At 62.9% G+C, this 14,698-nt stretch carries 18 protein-coding genes; 5 read left to right on the top strand and 13 right to left on the bottom strand.

Translation table 11 applies throughout. The features are described from left to right. Positions 1-9: 9 nt before the first annotated feature. Entirely contained in the window at positions 10-432 is a 423-nt protein-coding gene (locus KBZ22_RS03365; RefSeq protein WP_254942972.1) for a hypothetical protein, read from the bottom strand. A gap of 111 nt (positions 433-543) precedes the next feature. On the opposite strand from KBZ22_RS03365, the gene KBZ22_RS03360 reads away from it, so the two are divergent. From KBZ22_RS03360 to KBZ22_RS03350, 3 genes are all read left to right on the top strand, one after another. Continuing rightward, positions 544-1,089: a SprT family zinc-dependent metalloprotease gene (locus KBZ22_RS03360; protein WP_255021035.1), complete on the top strand. Its 546-nt coding sequence runs from the start codon at positions 544-546 to the stop codon at positions 1,087-1,089. A 140-nt stretch (positions 1,090-1,229) separates the two neighbouring features. Then, positions 1,230-1,736 carry a hypothetical protein gene (locus tag KBZ22_RS03355; RefSeq protein ID WP_255021034.1) on the top strand — a complete coding sequence of 169 codons (507 nt, stop codon included), beginning with the start codon at positions 1,230-1,232 and terminating at the stop codon, positions 1,734-1,736. Positions 1,737-1,785: 49 nt separating this feature from the next. Next, a complete protein-coding gene (locus KBZ22_RS03350) occupies positions 1,786-2,307 on the top strand; it encodes a DUF1269 domain-containing protein (RefSeq protein WP_106502683.1) in 522 nt (173 codons plus the stop codon). Here the strand turns inward: KBZ22_RS03350 and KBZ22_RS03345 are convergent. Both KBZ22_RS03345 and KBZ22_RS03340 read right to left on the bottom strand, forming a co-directional pair. Beyond that, a complete protein-coding gene (locus KBZ22_RS03345; RefSeq protein WP_255021033.1) occupies positions 2,247-2,723 on the bottom strand; it encodes a hypothetical protein in 477 nt (158 codons plus the stop codon). The two genes, KBZ22_RS03350 and KBZ22_RS03345, sit on opposite strands and share 61 nt — an antisense overlap. 84 nt (positions 2,724-2,807) lie before the next feature. Then, positions 2,808-3,398 (bottom strand): chorismate lyase, encoded by a 591-nt coding sequence (locus KBZ22_RS03340; protein ID WP_396111646.1) that lies wholly within the window; start codon positions 3,396-3,398, stop codon positions 2,808-2,810. Positions 3,399-3,542: 144 nt separating this feature from the next. On the opposite strand from KBZ22_RS03340, the gene KBZ22_RS14330 reads away from it, so the two are divergent. Then, positions 3,543-4,562, top strand: a complete 1,020-nt coding sequence (locus tag KBZ22_RS14330; protein ID WP_255021032.1) for a glycosyltransferase family 4 protein — start codon at positions 3,543-3,545, stop codon at positions 4,560-4,562. Here KBZ22_RS14330 and KBZ22_RS03330 read toward each other — a convergent pair. The 7 genes from KBZ22_RS03330 to KBZ22_RS03300 form a co-directional block, all read right to left on the bottom strand. Further along, entirely contained in the window at positions 4,541-5,419 is an 879-nt protein-coding gene (locus tag KBZ22_RS03330; protein ID WP_255021031.1) for a glycosyltransferase family 2 protein, read from the bottom strand. The genes KBZ22_RS14330 and KBZ22_RS03330 overlap by 22 nt on opposite strands. 17 nt (positions 5,420-5,436) lie before the next feature. Beyond that, positions 5,437-6,354, bottom strand: coding sequence for a hypothetical protein (locus KBZ22_RS03325; protein WP_255021030.1), 918 nt, complete (start codon positions 6,352-6,354; stop codon positions 5,437-5,439). A 10-nt stretch (positions 6,355-6,364) separates the two neighbouring features. After that, entirely contained in the window at positions 6,365-8,335 is a 1,971-nt protein-coding gene (gene mnmG / locus KBZ22_RS03320) for a tRNA uridine-5-carboxymethylaminomethyl(34) synthesis enzyme MnmG (RefSeq protein WP_255021029.1), read from the bottom strand. A gap of 30 nt (positions 8,336-8,365) precedes the next feature. Further along, a complete protein-coding gene (locus KBZ22_RS03315; protein ID WP_255021028.1) occupies positions 8,366-9,145 on the bottom strand; it encodes a hypothetical protein in 780 nt (259 codons plus the stop codon). A gap of 3 nt (positions 9,146-9,148) precedes the next feature. Next, complete coding sequence (dnaB, locus tag KBZ22_RS03310; protein WP_106502691.1) at positions 9,149-10,543, bottom strand: replicative DNA helicase; 1,395 nt, start codon at positions 10,541-10,543, stop codon at positions 9,149-9,151. 133 nt (positions 10,544-10,676) lie between these two features. Continuing rightward, positions 10,677-11,135 carry a 50S ribosomal protein L9 gene (rplI, locus tag KBZ22_RS03305; protein ID WP_106502692.1) on the bottom strand — a complete coding sequence of 153 codons (459 nt, stop codon included), beginning with the start codon at positions 11,133-11,135 and terminating at the stop codon, positions 10,677-10,679. Positions 11,136-11,199: 64 nt separating this feature from the next. Beyond that, positions 11,200-12,171 carry a fatty acid desaturase gene (locus KBZ22_RS03300; protein WP_255021027.1) on the bottom strand — a complete coding sequence of 324 codons (972 nt, stop codon included), beginning with the start codon at positions 12,169-12,171 and terminating at the stop codon, positions 11,200-11,202. 55 nt (positions 12,172-12,226) lie between these two features. Here KBZ22_RS03300 and KBZ22_RS03295 point away from each other — a divergent pair, with 55 nt between their 5' ends. Beyond that, positions 12,227-13,024, top strand: coding sequence for a hypothetical protein (locus KBZ22_RS03295; RefSeq protein WP_255021026.1), 798 nt, complete (start codon positions 12,227-12,229; stop codon positions 13,022-13,024). Here KBZ22_RS03295 and KBZ22_RS03290 read toward each other — a convergent pair. From KBZ22_RS03290 to KBZ22_RS03280, 3 genes are all read right to left on the bottom strand, one after another. Continuing rightward, positions 13,021-13,926, bottom strand: a complete 906-nt coding sequence (locus tag KBZ22_RS03290; RefSeq protein ID WP_255021175.1) for a fatty acid desaturase — start codon at positions 13,924-13,926, stop codon at positions 13,021-13,023. The genes KBZ22_RS03295 and KBZ22_RS03290 overlap by 4 nt on opposite strands. Positions 13,927-14,099: 173 nt before the next feature. Continuing rightward, positions 14,100-14,297: a type II toxin-antitoxin system RelE/ParE family toxin gene (locus tag KBZ22_RS03285; protein ID WP_255021025.1), complete on the bottom strand. Its 198-nt coding sequence runs from the start codon at positions 14,295-14,297 to the stop codon at positions 14,100-14,102. Next, complete coding sequence (locus KBZ22_RS03280) at positions 14,294-14,587, bottom strand: type II toxin-antitoxin system Phd/YefM family antitoxin (RefSeq protein WP_255021024.1); 294 nt, start codon at positions 14,585-14,587, stop codon at positions 14,294-14,296. The genes KBZ22_RS03285 and KBZ22_RS03280 overlap by 4 nt, the downstream gene beginning before the upstream one ends. Between the last annotated feature and the right edge of the window lie 111 nt (positions 14,588-14,698).

The following is a 14,698-nucleotide window of genomic DNA, read 5'->3' as shown; positions in this document are numbered from 1 at the left end:
GCAACTGAATCAGGCCGCTGCGAGTTTGGTGATCCGGTCTACCCGCCACTGCTCTTCGATTTTGACGAAGGTGAAGTCGAGGGGCAGCTCGTCTTTGCCCTCGCTTTTGAGCTTCACCGTGAGGATCAGCTGGCCTTCATCAAGCCGGGGCCTGCCGGATTTGAGGTTGCGGTATTTGTTGAGCTGCAGTCCTGCCAGAAAGCGGATGAACTGCTGACGGTTGACGTGGGAGCGGTAGTTCTTGGTGGTGAGCATGTAGGCGCCGTCCACCTGGCCGCTGGCCACTTGGGTGAAAAACTGCTTGATCAGTGGGTTGATGCCGCGGGCGCTGAGCACCAGCTTCACGGCGTTCACGGTCCAGAAGAGCAGCAGGGAGCCTGCGCCGGCCGCTAGGGCCTTGGTGCCGATCTCGCGGGCGATACCCCAATCCATCTCGATTCCAGCTGCGCTTGAGAGGTGCAGAGTCTGACCGACGGCCTTGCATCTTGAGACCTGGCGCCTGGGCTCGGCACAATGCGCCCAGCCCCTGCGTTCCTCGGCGGCATGCCCCTTGAGCCTCTGCTGCCGCTGTTTCACCGGCTCGACCGGGAATGGTTCGACGGCAGCCTGGCGCCTGCTGGTCAGCGGTTAGTGGATCTGCGCTGGAGCGATGGCCGCATGCGCCGCACCGCCGGGCTCTACCGGCGCGGACGCCATCCGGATGGGCGCCCCCTGTGCGAAATCGTGCTGTCGCGGCCCCTGCTCGATCCCCTGCCGCAGGAAGCCACCCTCAGCACCCTCTGCCACGAAATGATCCATGCCTGGGTGGATCGGGTGGTGGGTGTGGAAGAGGCCCATGGCCCCCACTTCCGCGCCCGTATGGCCGCCATCAACGGCGCCCAGGCTGGCTTCAAGGTGAGCATCCGCCACCGCTACCCCTTGCCCTCCAGCACCAGGGCGCCCCGCTGGCTGGCCTCTTGCCCCAATTGCGGCGTCAGCGCCCCCTACCGCCGCCGGGTGCAGGGTTTGGCCTGCCGCTTCTGTTGCGACCGGCTCCACGGCGGCCGCTGGCACGCCAGTTGTCTGTTGAGATTTGAGCAGGCGGCCTAAGGTCCCGGCAGCACGGCACTGCAATGGGCGTTTTCCTCTGGACCCTGGAATTCGGAGGTCTCACCATTGCCTTGGTGGGGATGGGCCGGGAGCGCTGGCTGGCGGGTCGTCGTCGCTAGCTGGATCCTTAGCCTGGGGTCATGCCTGAATCCTGGAAAGATCTAGATCGCCTGGTGAGTGCGGGCCGCCAGCTGGTAGATGGGGTGTCCGGTGCCCGCCCCGGCTCCCGCAGCGGCAACCGGGGCGAAGGCCGCCGGCCCGCGGGCCCCGCCGGAATGCCCCGGCTCGATGGCCTGGGTCGTTGGGTGGAAAACAAGCTCGATTGGATCCTGGAAGACGAGGAAGACTGGCGCGAGCCCTGGCAGGAGGCTCGCCCTGAGCCCAGCTCCCAGGCCCGGCCGCGCCGCCGCCTTGATGCCATTTCTCGTCGCAGTGCCGCGCCGCCCCAGGGCCAGCCCAGGCAAGAAAGGGAGCCGCAACAAAGGGAGCCGGAAGAATGGCCCGAAGATGACGCTTTCGCCCTGCCCCGTTGGCAGCGGCAGCCGTCTACTGCGCCCCAATCCCAACCCCCATCCCAACCCCCATCTCAATCCCAGCTCACGGGCCGGGCCATGCCCCGCTCCACCAGACGCCGAGCTGGTGGCTGAGGGCCCCCTCCGGAAAGCTGGTTAGGTTGGTCTCAAATGCATTTAAAAGATGGGCAGCCTTGTGGTGGTTGGCTTTCCGAAGGCGGAAGAAGCCGAGCAGGTGCGGCGCGAGCTCGTGGATATTCAGCGCGAGCAGCTGATTGCCCTAGAGGATGCGGTGGTGGTGGAGCACGACAGCGAGGGCCAGGTGCACCTGCGTCAGGCCATCAATCTCACCGCTGCTGGCGCCCTAGGCGGTGGCTTTTGGGGCACCTTGGTGGGCCTGCTGTTTCTCAATCCCCTGCTGGGTGCTGCCGTGGGAGCGGGCGTGGGCGCAGCCTCGGGTTCCCTTTCCGACATCGGCATCAACGATGGCTTCATGCGCGAGCTGGGCGAGACCCTGCCCCGCGGCAGCGCGGCCCTGTGCCTGCTGGTGCGGGAAGCCACGCCAGATCGGGTGATTGAGCGCCTGCGCGCCCATGCTCCCCACGCCAAGCTGCTACGCAGCAACCTCAGCCATACCGATGAGGATCAGTTGCGGGAGCTGCTGGAGCGGGCGCGCCTGCAAGCGGAAGCCCTGCGTTTGGGTTGAGCCTGCGGGCTGACCTGAAAGTTGCAGCCCCGCTGGCGCAGCTCCTGATTCACCTGGGTCACCAGGTTTGCAGGTAGGTCGCTGGCCATTTCCTCGGCGGAGGTGTTGATCGAGGGGGACCCCTGTTCCAAGGCGCTGAGCAGGTCTGCCCATTGGTCGATCAGGTTGCGCTCGGCCATGGGCCGCAGACCCTGCTCCTGCAGCAGGGTTGCGCAGCCTTCCCCGTTCCAAACGGCGTTGGGGCAGGTGGCCTGGGGATGGTGTTGATAGGCCAGGCCCTGTTGCAGGGCCTTACTGCTGGGGGCACCGTTCTGCTGGCGCAGGCCGGCATCGCTGAGCAGCCGGCCGCAATGCACGGCGGATATGCCGAAGATGCGGCCGAGGTCGGTGAGGCTCAACCAGAGGCTTGTAGTCATGGCCAGGCTCCCCGGCGCAAGTGGCCCCATGCTGGACACAGCACTAGGCGCGTCAATCCGTCAACCTGGAATTGCTGTAAGCCGTTACTGAGTTTGTAAATCGTGACAAAGCTTGGCTGGGCCCAGCCAGTGCTCAAGGGCTGGCGAGAACACCTCCCGAATCACGGTGAGCTCCTTGCCCCCGCGGAAGAAGCGGTAGTGGCGACTCCAGAAGGGGCCTGCCAGGCCAAAGCGCTGCTCGAGCCAGGGAGCAGCAACAAGGGCCAGGCCATCCACCTCGCGGAACAGTTCGGCCCGTTTGGCCGTCAGGCTGCGCCAGATCGGCAGCTCCCGCTGCTGCAGGTAGGCGTCGGCCTGGCTTTGATTCCACCAGCTCTCTGCCCAGGCCAGGGTTTTGTCGCCGCAGCGCAGCCACACCTGGCGCCTCAGCAGGGGACCATCGAGCTCCACGATTTCCGGGGGCGGTGGCGCGCCGGCACGGGGGCCGGCTGGCTCAGGCGCCATGGCGATCAGCTCGATCTCCACCGGCTTGCCCGTGAGCGACTCCAGGTGCCGGGTGGGGCTGCCGTCACCCAATAGCAGCAGGCGCCAAGGGCCGCTCAGCAGACCATCGCCAGCGGCGGTGCTGCCATCGCTGAGGTTGAGCTGCCAAATCGGCTCCGGTGAGCTTTGCAGGTGATTCGCTGTTATGAGAATGACTCATGACCTGTGTTGATTAGGCTAGTTACTCATGTCTTGGTAGTGGGATTGGGCTCGACCGAGCGGCCGGTTGCATTGCCGGATGTAGTCGTTACCAACCTGCACCGCCGGTACACAGGGGTGTCGGCGACGGTGCGTGCACTGGTGCCCCTGCAGCGCCAGTATTTATCTATTGGCTTGCTGGATTGGGGCGGGCTGGGTTTGCCTGCTCAAGTGCGGTGGGGACAGCTGTTGAGGCAGGGATGGTCGCGACCATCTCGGGGCCGCTGCCGGGTTTGGCATGCCCGTCGAGATATTGAAATAGCTTGCGGAATTGTACTAAAAAAACTATTAAATCAGCCTTGGAAAATCCTTTTTACTTCCGCAGCCCCCAAGCCGCCTGGCGCATTTTTGGCCGTATTGCTTCGATATTGTGATGCCGTTATTGCCACTTCTGAGCGTTCAGCAGGTTATCTTGATTGTCCGACTGAAGTTATTTATCATGGAGTAGATGTTGACCACTACTCCCCTCTCGATGGTGACCTGGCGATCCTTCGTCAGCCTGTTGATTTGCCAGGGGTTGTGGTTCCTTCTAAATTGCAGGGTTTGTATTGGATTGGTGCTTTTGGTCGGATCAGGCCAAGTAAGGGTACGGATCTATTGGTAGAAGCTTTAATTAAGGTGCTTCCAGAGTTTCCTGATTTTGGGGCTGTATTTACGGGTTTATGTCAAGCCAAGGATATGGCCTTCTTTGAGATTATGCAGAAAAAAATTAGTGTGGCCGGTCTTAGCGAGCGCATTGTTTTTTTGGGTGACCTCAATCGCGAACAAGTATTGGCCTGTTATCGCCGAATTCTTTTGTGTGTGGCGGCTTCCCGCACGGAGGGTTTTGGTCTTACCCCCTTAGAGGCTATGGCCTGTGGTCGTGCAGTTTTAGTTTCCGGTGCGGGAATCTGGCCACAGGTTGTGGATGACGAGGTGGGATCATCCTTCGAAACTGGATCGACTGATTCTCTGATTATAGTATTGCGAAGACTACTTGCTGACCCTGGCTTGTTGTGGCGCATGGGTAAGCACGGACGCCAGCGTGTGGTCGAGCAGTATTCGCTAGAGCGTGAGGTCAGCAAGATTAATGCGCTTTATGGACGCTTGATGTCATAGGGGCATGGCAGGCTTGAGGCGCCTTGGTCTTTACGAGCGCTGAGAACTCCCTGCAGAAATGCTCGATGTTTCCAGAATTTTCGCTTGCTTAAGATTGTTGCGGGCGACAAAAACTGTTTCAAAGCTGAAAAAACCGCTTTGCGATAAGCGTGATTGATATGGTGCTTGGTTGTCGTATAAACAAGTGATCGTCCCATGTGCCAAGCCTTTAGGGCTGTCGTTGCGGCTGAGCGGCCGCTTGAATGACCGCTCAGGTGCACAACTCGTGCTTCGGGAATAATCCAAGCTTGGCCCGTTTGCTTGCGAAATCTTATGCTGATGTCGTCGTCTTCGTGATACAAAAAAATATTATTATCAAATCCGCCAATGCGATCAAAGTCTTCTTTTCTAGCAAAGAGTGCAGCACCGGAGAGTATGGGAACCTCGCTTGCTTCTAGAGGCGTGCCACGGGGCATAATTTGCTCCGCTTTTAGAAGGCAGCTGCGCCTTTTAAATGAATCTTTGCCGTGGCTATTAAGGATGCGAGGGTTAAAGCAGGAGGCTTTTGGGTGGGTGTCTGCCGCCGATTCCAGCAGTGCGATTGTTGAGGGCTCCAGTATGCTGTCTGGATTAATAAAGAAGACAAATTCGCTCTTACAGAGACTTGCTCCCTGATTGCAGGCGCTGCCGAAGCCTGAGTTGCCTGGATTGCTAATTAATTGAGCATTATATGTCTTTGCCAAGTCTTGGATAATTTCTACATCTCCAGATCCATTGTCTACTAAAATAATGGTTGTATTTGGCGGTATTGTGCGAAGCAGTGATTCAATTACTGCCGAACTGTTGAAGCAAACGCTGATAACGCTTGTTCGATTCAAGGCAGTTTGAGTTGGGCTCAAAATCCGCTGCTGATGCTGATGCGGCGCTGCTCGCCGCCCTTCTCAATGACCGCCGTATCACCACTGGCTGAGCGCAATCGCCAGCCGCTGCTGCCGATGCTCTCGCCCACGGCGGCGCTGGTAGAGCTACTGCCCAATTGAAAGATTGCTGAGCCGCTTTGCCCGGGCACCTGCACCACTCCCACGAGCTGGGGTGCATTGCCACCACCGCCACTATTGCCACCGCCACTATTACCAGCACCACTCGAGGCGCTGCCTCCAGGGGTGCTGGCTGAGCCGGTGGCAGCGGGAGCCGGACTGGTGAGGCGGCTGTTGATGGGCACTTTGAGTACGTCGGCTGCTGGGGCGCTGCTGGCTGGCAGGGTTGCTAGCTCTTCCATCCAGGGTTCGCCTGGAGGCGGTGGGGGCAGCTCTCCGTCTCCCCCTGCCCCAACGGCGCTGGCTGCCTGGGCGGGCTCGTTTGCTTGGGCTGGGGTTGTGCCGGGTCCCATGGTGCGCAGCCGCTCGATCAGCAGCATGTTGCGGTCCTGGCGGATGGCCTGCTGGCTCTGGTTCCAGAGGCCGAGCACGGCCAGGGCCATCCCTGCCACCACCATCACCGTCACACTGGCTCCTGCCAGTAGCAGGCTGGGCTGGCGGCCAACCTGATCCGCAAGCCGCTGCAGGGCGCTGCCTGCCCTGGGTGGGTGGCGCTTTGCGGAGGTCTGCTTTGGTTTGGAAGTTGGTTGTTTGGCTGGGGCTGGCGGCAGATCATGCAGTTCTACGGGGATGCTGCCGGCATTTGAAAATGCTGCGGGCGTGTCGCAGACCTCCACCTCAATTGGCTTTTCGGGCTCGAACACCCGATTGAGCACCTGCTCTGCCTTGAGTTCCCAGTAGGCCCGGGAGGTAGGTATGCCTCGTACCGGACTCACCTGCTGTGCCTTATCTAGTGGGGTCAAGATTAACGGCCCTTTTCTGACTTGACGAGGTTTGGCGTTTGCATAGCTCAAGCCAAAGCAGCAGGGCCGTGACGTCGGCAGGACTAACCCCGGGGATGCGGGCGGCCTGGCCCAGGCTGAGGGGTTGGATTGAGTTGAGTTTTTCGCGGGCTTCCTTTGAAAGGGTGGCAATGGTGGCGTAATCCACGTCTGCTGGTAATGCCCGGTGCTCCTGCTTTTTCACCTGGTCGATCTGCTGCTGCTGGCGGGCCAGGTAGCCGCTGTATTTGATGTCGATCTCAGCGCCCTCACGGACGTCGCTTGGCAACTCCACCGGCGCCAGGCCTAGGCGCACCAGATCGCTGCTGTGGAAGCCGGAGCGGCGCAGCAGGTCGGCCAAGGTTACCGATCCCTTAATGGGGGCTTGGGTCTGGGCCTCCACGGCGGTGGCGGCCGGGTCGCTGCCCTTGAGGCGCACCGATTCAAGGCGCTGTTTTTCGGCGCTGATGGCTTGTTGTTTGGCGTTGTAGATGGCCCAGCGCCGCTCGTCGATCAGGCCCAGCTCCCGCCCTAGGGGGGTGAGGCGTCGGTCGGCGTTGTCGCCTCGCAGCACCAGCCGGTATTCACTGCGGCTGGTAAGTACGCGGTAGGGCTCGCGCAGATCCTTGCTGATCAGGTCATCGATCATGGTGCCGATGTAGCTGCCCTCCCTGGGGAAGTGCACCGGCTCTTGGTCCCGCACCAGGCGGGCGGCGTTGAGGCCAGCCACCAGGCCCTGGGCCGCGGCTTCCTCGTAGCCGGTGGTGCCGTTGAGCTGGCCGGCGCAAAACAGCCCGGCTACCCGCTTGGTTTCCAGCGACGGCTTGAGCTGGGTGGCGGGCAGGTAGTCGTAGTCGACGGCGTAGGCGGGCCGCAGCATCACGCATTGCTCCAGGCCCGGCAGGGTGCGCAGCAGTTCGAGCTGCAGCCGCTCCGGCAGGCCGGTGGAGAAGCCCTGCACGTAGATCTCAGGCGTGTCGCGGCCCTCGGGTTCGAGAAAGATCTGGTGGCTTTCCTTCTCAGCGAAGCGCACGATTTTGTCTTCGATTGAGGGGCAGTAGCGGGGCCCCTTGCTGTCGATGAAGCCGCCGTAGATCGGTGTCAGGTGCAGGTTGTCGCGGATCAGCTGGTGGGTGGCGGCCGTGGTTCGGGTCATGTGGCAGCTCATCTGCTCGCCGCTCACCCAGGAGGCCGGATCAAAGGAGAAGAAGCGATCTACGGCATCGCTTGGCTGCTCTTCAAGTTGGTCGAGGGCGATGCTGCGCCTGTCTACCCGGGCTGGGGTGCCAGTTTTGAGCCGGCCCATCTGGAAGCCCAGCGCCTCGAGGGCTTCGCTGAGGCCAACGGCGGCCTGCTCTCCTGCCCGGCCGGCGCTCATCGACTGGTTGCCCACCCAGATTTGACCGCCCAGGAAGGTGCCTGTGGTGAGGATTACGGCGGCGGCGCCGTAGCTGCTGCCGAAGTAGGTGCTGATGCCGCTGATGCGGGCGTCCTCGCCGGGGGTGCCCTCCACCACCAGCCCGGTCACCATCGCTTCGCGCAGGGCCAAGTTTGGAGTGTGCTGCAGCAGCTGCAGCATCTGGCGGGCGTACTGGCGCTTGTCGGTCTGGGCGCGCAGGGCCCAAACAGCGGGGCCGCGGCTGGAATTGAGCACCCGCTTCTGCAGGGCCGTGGCATCGGCCAGCCGGCCGATCACGCCTCCGAGGGCATCCACCTCATGCACCAGCTGGCTCTTGGCCGGACCGCCCACCGCCGGGTTGCAGGGCTGCCAGGCGATGCGATCGAGGTTGAGTGAAAACAGTGCCGTGTTTAGCCCTAGCCGAGCGGCGGTGATGGCGGCCTCACAGCCGGCGTGGCCGCCGCCCACCACGATCAAGTCGAAGTGCTCGGTGCAGGGTTCGACGCACGTCTGGGTGGCTGGGGTGCTGAACGGCATTTGTTTATTTAAGAGGCAAGCCTGCCTTTTTCAGTGCCAGTGGTTGCGGATCTCGCCGGCGAGATAGCCCCAGAGCTTGGGCTGCAGTGGATGGCGCAGAATCGTGCGCCGGGGATGGCGCCAGGGGTGCAGCACTTCCTCGGGCTTGGGCCGGCCGTGGAATTTGAGGATGGTGCAGGCTTCCAGCTGGCTTTGGGCGGTGGCGGCATCGCGGCTGGCGAGCTTGCGCAGGACCTTGTAGGAGCGCACCAGCTCTGCAGGCCAATAGGCAAGAGCTGCCGGCGCCAGCTCCTGGAAGACACGGAAGATGAAGTTCTGGTCTCCAGCAAAATGTGCTCCGGCGTAGCGACCCTCCTGCCAGCACTGCCACACCGCCTGGATGTGGGCGTCGGGACGGCACCAGAGCACCGAGGAATTGAGGATCGGGTAGTTCCAGTCGCGCACGCCCATCAAGCTGGCGCTTGCGTTGCGGCCGAGCTCCACCAGGGGGGCTAGGTCGGCCCTGATCACCAGTGTGGAGTCGAGAAACAGGAAGGGATCGCTGCCCGTTAGGGCCTGATCAAACAGGCGCAGTTTGCTGAAATAGCCCCGCAGGCTGCCGGCCTCTAGGTCCTGTTGCACCAGCTGTTGATGGCTGGCGATTGGTTCGCCAAAGCGACCTGGTTCCGGCCTGTCGGTGTAGACGATGAAGCGATGGGGTTCGCGCAGCTGCCGCGCCACCATTGCCGCCAGCCGACTCACCCAGAGATCGGGGTAGCGGTGGCCGGTTTGCACCGTCACTACTTTGAGGGGTGCTTGCGTAGGCGCCACCGCTCAAGCCGCCAGGTTGCGGAAGCGTGTGAACTGGGGCTCAAACAACAGCTTGACCGTGCCCACCGGGCCGTTGCGGTGCTTGGTCACGATCACCTCCGTAATGCCCCGGTCGGGGGTTTCCGGGTTGTAGTACTCGTCTCGGTAGATCATCAGCACCAAGTCAGCGTCCTGCTCGATTGAGCCCGATTCGCGCAGGTCGCTGAGCATCGGGCGCTTGTTGGTGCGCGATTCGACGCCGCGGCTCAGCTGGGATAGGGCGATCACCGGCACGTTGAGCTCGCGGGCCATGCCCTTGAGGCCACGGGTGATGCGGCTGAGCTCCTGCACCCGGTTGTCGGGGGTGGAGCCCTCCATGAGCTGCAGGTAGTCGATCACGATCAGGCCCAGCTCCTTGCCGGTTTCGGCCATGAGCCGGCGGCAGAGGGAGCGCATCTCCAGCACGCCTGAATTGGGTTTGTCGTCGAGGAAAAGGGGCAGCTGGCCCAGGCTATTGATGCCCTGGCCCAGCAGGGGCCACTCCTCCTGCTGCAGCCGGCCGGTGCGCAGCCGGCCGCTTTCGATGCCCACCTCCATCGACAGCAGGCGGTAGGTGAGCTGCTCCTTGCTCATCTCCAGGGAGAACACACACACCGGCAGCTGGTGCAGCTGGGCGACGTTTTTGGCGATGTTGAGCACGATTGAGGTTTTGCCCATCGCCGGCCGGCCGGCCACGATGATCAGATCGCTGCGCTGCAGGCCCTGGGTGATGGCATCAAGGTCGTAGAAGTTGCACGGGATGCCGGCCACGGCGGTGCCCAGGGAGCGGCTCTCGATCTCGTTGAAGGTGCTGGTGAGGATCTCGGCGGTGGGGGTGAGGCCGGTGCTGGGCTTCTCCTGGCTGATCGCGAAGATCTTTTGCTCGGCCTCATCGAGCACCTGCTCCATCGGCTTGCTCTGGTCAAAGCCCAGGGCGATCACCTCGTTGCCGGAGCGAATCAACTGGCGCCGCAAAAACTTGTCCATCACCAGGCGAGCCACCTGGTCGATTGAGGCGGTTGAGGTGATGCGCTCCACCAGCTCCACCAGCCGGCCCTGACCGCCCACCTTCTCCAGGGCACCGGTGTCCGCCAACCAGGCGCACATCGCCGTGAGGTCGGTGGGTTTGCCCTGGCTGTGCAACATCACCGCCGTGCGGTAGATCTCGCGGTGGGCGCCGAGATAAAAAGCCTCTGCCTGCAGCACGTCGGCGATGCGGCCGATGGCGTCTGGGTCGAGCAGGATGCCGCCCAGCACGGCCTCTTCTGCCTCCAGGTTCTGGGGCGGCACCGAATCGGGCAGGGCCTCAAAACGGGCTTCCGAGCGCCCGTCTGAACGGGATTCGCGGCTGCTGGATTGGTTGAGGGGAACGCTCACCATGATCTTGGGGGCGCTTAGCCAGGAGGGCAATCTTGAGCGCGGCGGCGCCATTTGGCCACCCCACGGGCCCTACCGGTGGGGGTTCAACACACAAGCTGCCCTATCCCTGGGGTTTCAACAGAGGGCTCGGGCCTCAGAAGCTGGCGACTTCCAGGTTGAGCTCGGCGGTGACTTCGGGGTGGAGCTTCACCTGCACCTTGTAGGAGCCGGTGCGGTGGATTTCGGGCACCGTGATGTCGCGGCGATCCACTTCTTTCTTGGTGGCAGCTTCGATCGCTTCGGCCACGTCACCGTTGGTGACGGTGCCAAACAGCACGTCGTCGCCGCCGGTTTGCTTCTTGACCGTGAAGCGGCCGATCGTGTCGAGGGCGGTGCGGAAGGCGATCGCCTCAGCCTTGAGGGCAGCCTGACGCTCCGCCTCCTTAGCGCGGCGCGCTTCCACCTGGCGCAGCACAGCTGCAGTGACGGGCTGGGCCTTGCCGGTGGGAACCAGGAAGTTGCGGGCGTAGCCGGGGGCTACCTCCACCAGATCACCGTTCTTGCCCAGGCTGAGAACGTCTGCGTTGAGGACGACTTGAACGCGCTTAGCCATGGCAAATAAGTAGGAGATTGATCAAGACCCGATCCAACACCCTAAATCAGGGGGTGATCAGGCCTCAGGTCCGCTGAGGCTCAGCAGCTGCGGGCAGGCGTACGTGCTTGGCCAGGCCCAGGAAGCGCATCAGGCGGATGTGCTGCCAGGTGAGATCGATTTGGGGGCCAAAGCCGTGGCGAGCCGAGTGGGGAAAGGCGTGGTGGTTGTTGTGCCAGCCCTCGCCGAAGGTGAGCGCCGCGACCCACCAGTTGTTCTTGGAGCCGTCACCGCTGTCGTGGGCAACGCTGCCCCAAAGGTGGGTGGCCGAATTCACCAGCCAGGTGCAGTGGTACACAACGACCAGGCGTAGGGGGATGCCCCAGAGCACCAGGGCCCAGCCACCAGCGCCCGTGGCGGTGCCGATCCAAAACAGCAGGGCCGCTAGGGGCGCCTGCAGCAACAGGAAATTGGTGTTCAACCAGCGGTAGTAGGGATCTTTGGCAATATCGCCGGTGAGCCGGGGCACGGCAGCCATGGCGGGGATGGCCTGGAGCATCCAGGCCATGTGGCTCCACCAGAAGCCCTTGAGGCTGGTGTGGTGATCCACTTCCGTATCGGAAAACTTGTGGTGGTGGCGGTGCAGGCCCACCCAATCGATCGGGCCGTGCTGGCAGCTGAGGGCGCCGCAGGTGGCGAAGAAACGCTCCAGCCACTGGGGCACCCGGAAGGCGCGGTGGCTGAGCATGCGGTGGTAGCCAATCGTCACGCCCAGGCAGGCGGTGACCCAATAGAGCACCAGGAAGCTGGCCACGGCGGGCACGCTCCAGAACTGGGGCAGCAGGGCAACCAGCGCCAGCACATGGATCACGGCCATGAAGCCGATGGTGACCCAGGGGGTGGTTTTCGACCCCTTGGCGCTAGCGGCCTTGCCATGGCGCGGCCGGTGCAGGGCCTCGGCGCGGCGCTCGCCGCTGACGCCTTGGTTGATGAAGGCGGGCTTGCGGGTGGCAAGGCGCTGGGTGGCTGGTGCGTTGGGACTAACTGGTGCGGCCATAACGGACCGACTCCGTACTGATCGGTAGAATGGTAACAATACGGATCCATATCGCGTGGGGTACCGGGAAGATCTCCTATCGGGTCGGGTCGCTTTTGCCCATCTGATCAAGGTGTGGCATGAGCGCAACGGCTGGTCGCACCGGGTGTTGCCGGCCCTGGCTGAGGCCCTCGATCTGGGCCGGGTCCACAACTCCCAGCTCTCGATGCTGCGCAACGGCAAGCTGGCCTCCCCCGGCCCGGAGGTGTTCCTGGCCCTTGGTCGTATTAATCAGCTGCTGGCCCGCGAGGTGCGTGGCGGCAGCCTGGGCGACGGCCTGCGCCAGCGCCTGGCCGACAGCCCCGAGCTGGTAGCGGCCCTGGAAACCTCTGCCCTGCCCGTGCAGGACGAGGGCGCTCCGGTGCTGGGGCCCGGCGAGCTGCTGGAGGTGTTTGTGGGCCTGCGCCAGCCGCCGGTGGCCTTTGATCTGCGGATCGATGCGGCCGAAGCGGTGCCCTTGAGTGCGGCTTTGGCCCAGTTGTTCACGGCGGGGCGGCCCTGGCGTTTGTGCCGCGAGCCGGTGCTGGCTGCCTATCCGGTCGAGAAGCGGCAGCGGCGGGAGCGGTTTGCCGAGGTGATGGCGGGCCAGCGCGATTTTTCGGCAGCTGAGCTCGACAGCGAACTCCCTGATCTGCGCCGCACCCTGGCTCGGCTGGGGGCGACGGGCGAGGCGGAGCTGGAGCAGGATCAGTTTCTTGAGCTGCTGCGCCAGCAGGCCAAAGCCATGGGCTTAACGGCCACCGGCGCCATGGCAAAACTGGATCTAGCAGCTGCAATTAGGCAGCAGCTCCAGGCTCCGCCAGCCAGCCCTTAGGAGGGGTTGTAGCTCGCTTCCCGCACTCGCTTGGCCCAGCCAAGCTTGCGCAGCAGCTTGATGTGCTGCCAAGTGATGTCGAACTCAAACCAGCGCAGGCCGTGGCGCGCTGAATGGGGGAAGGCGTGGTGGTTGTTGTGCCAGCCCTCGCCGAAGCTCAAGATTGCCACCCACCAGCAATTGCGCGAGAGGTCGGGGGAATTGAAGTTGCGGTAGCCGCAGAAGTGGGTGGCGGAATTCACCAGCCAGGTGACGTGATAAACGATCACCAGGCGCAGGGGGATCGCCCAAAGCACCAGGCCTAAGCCGCCGCCATGGACGCCGGCCAGCTCGCCATACCAATAGAGAGCAGCGCCGAGCGGCAGCTGCAGCAGCAGAAACCAGCGATCTAGCCAGCGGTAGAAGGGGTCGCGCTGCAGGTCGCCGGTGAGCCGACCCACGTGTTGCAGGGCCGGGATTTCGTGCAGCATCCAGTCGCTGTGGGCCCACCACAGGCCCCGGGCCGCGTCGTGGTGGTCGTTGGGTTGGTCGGAATACTTGTGGTGGTGGCGGTGCAGTCCCACCCATTCGATCGGGCCGCTCTGGCAGGCCAGGGCTCCCATCAGCACCAGGAGGTGCTCCAGCCACAGCGGGGCACTGAAGCTGCGGTGGGTCAGCATCCGGTGCAGCCCCAGGGTCACCCCCAGCACGGTGGTCCAATAGAGCACCGCCAGCACCACCACGGCCTGCCAGCTCCAGAAGCGCGGCAGCAGGGCAAACACCGCCCCCACGTGCATCACCAGCATGAAGCTGGTGGTGCCACCCTTGAATTTGCGCTGGCGGCCCGGCAGGGGTTGGCGCCTTTCGGATACGGCTGCGCGGATGCGCTGATCCTCAAGCGCGCTGGGTGTGGCCGCACCCAAAACTTGGGCCGAATCGGTGCTCAGAGGGGCGATAGCAGGTTCCTGCAACAGGCTGAATCTAGGACTGGAGGGTGCTTGGCTTAGCCAGGCAGCTTGAGTTGGCGCTCTCCGCGCCAGATGCGAATCACGGTTAGGTCGTGTTTGGTTAGTCGATACACAATGCGAAAGGGTGGTTAGATCAGCTCCCGCAGTTCGCTCTGTTGAAATTCAGGCACGATCCTGCCGGATTGGGGGAAGCGCTCCAGCTGCTCGATTCGCTCCAGTAATTGGCTCACTAGTGAGGAGCCGGCAGCCAGATTGCCTTGTGCATCGAACCAATTGAGGATCTCCTCGCAATCGCGCAGGGCTGATTGCGTGATCCTGACTTTCACGGCAGTCCAAGCTCTGTTTTTGCAGCCTCGATGGAAATGGTGCGGCCCGCATCGGCATCGGCCAGGCCTGCCACAACTGCTCTCATGAAGGCCAGTTCATCCTGCTGGGCCTCATAGACCTGCAGAGATTGCAGCACCGCAACGCCCCGGCCATGGTTGGTGAGCAACACAGGTCTTTGAGTGGTGTCGGTGTGCTGCACCACACGCCCTGGATTTAGCTTCAAATCCCCTAGTGGCACCACATCTTCTGAAAAGCGCGTGTTGGAGGTAGGGGCTGGGAGCTGACTCATTGATGGAACTCAGCTACTGAATATCGGTCCAACTTTAAGGGCTCCCCATCGGTCCCAAATAACGCTCTGGGGCTCGATTGGGAGGCCCGCAATGCGGGTGCAGGATAGGTA

It is taken from the genome of Cyanobium sp. L1E-Cus, from assembly GCF_024345755.1.
GTDB classification, from domain to species: Bacteria; Cyanobacteriota; Cyanobacteriia; order PCC-6307; family Cyanobiaceae; genus Cyanobium_A; species Cyanobium_A usitatum.
Note: the sequence above shows the minus strand (reverse complement) of the source record. Positions and strands in the feature narration are given on the sequence as shown.

Bases quoted from the DNA above. Each gene is read 5' to 3' on its own strand.
- KBZ22_RS03365 (WP_254942972.1), bottom strand. From the start codon at position 432: ATGGATTGGGGTATCGCCCGCGAGATCGGCACCAAGGCCCTAGCGGCC.
- KBZ22_RS03360 (WP_255021035.1), top strand. From the start codon at position 544: ATGCCCCTTGAGCCTCTGCTGCCGCTGTTTCACCGGCTCGACCGGGAA.
- KBZ22_RS03355 (WP_255021034.1), top strand. From the start codon at position 1,230: ATGCCTGAATCCTGGAAAGATCTAGATCGCCTGGTGAGTGCGGGCCGC.
- KBZ22_RS03350 (WP_106502683.1), top strand. From the start codon at position 1,786: ATGGGCAGCCTTGTGGTGGTTGGCTTTCCGAAGGCGGAAGAAGCCGAG.
- KBZ22_RS03345 (WP_255021033.1), bottom strand. From the start codon at position 2,723: ATGACTACAAGCCTCTGGTTGAGCCTCACCGACCTCGGCCGCATCTTC.
- mnmG (WP_255021029.1), bottom strand. From the start codon at position 8,335: ATGCCGTTCAGCACCCCAGCCACCCAGACGTGCGTCGAACCCTGCACC.
- dnaB (WP_106502691.1), bottom strand. From the start codon at position 10,543: ATGGTGAGCGTTCCCCTCAACCAATCCAGCAGCCGCGAATCCCGTTCA.
- rplI (WP_106502692.1), bottom strand. From the start codon at position 11,135: ATGGCTAAGCGCGTTCAAGTCGTCCTCAACGCAGACGTTCTCAGCCTG.
- KBZ22_RS03300 (WP_255021027.1), bottom strand. From the start codon at position 12,171: ATGGCCGCACCAGTTAGTCCCAACGCACCAGCCACCCAGCGCCTTGCC.
- KBZ22_RS03280 (WP_255021024.1), bottom strand. From the start codon at position 14,587: ATGAGTCAGCTCCCAGCCCCTACCTCCAACACGCGCTTTTCAGAAGAT.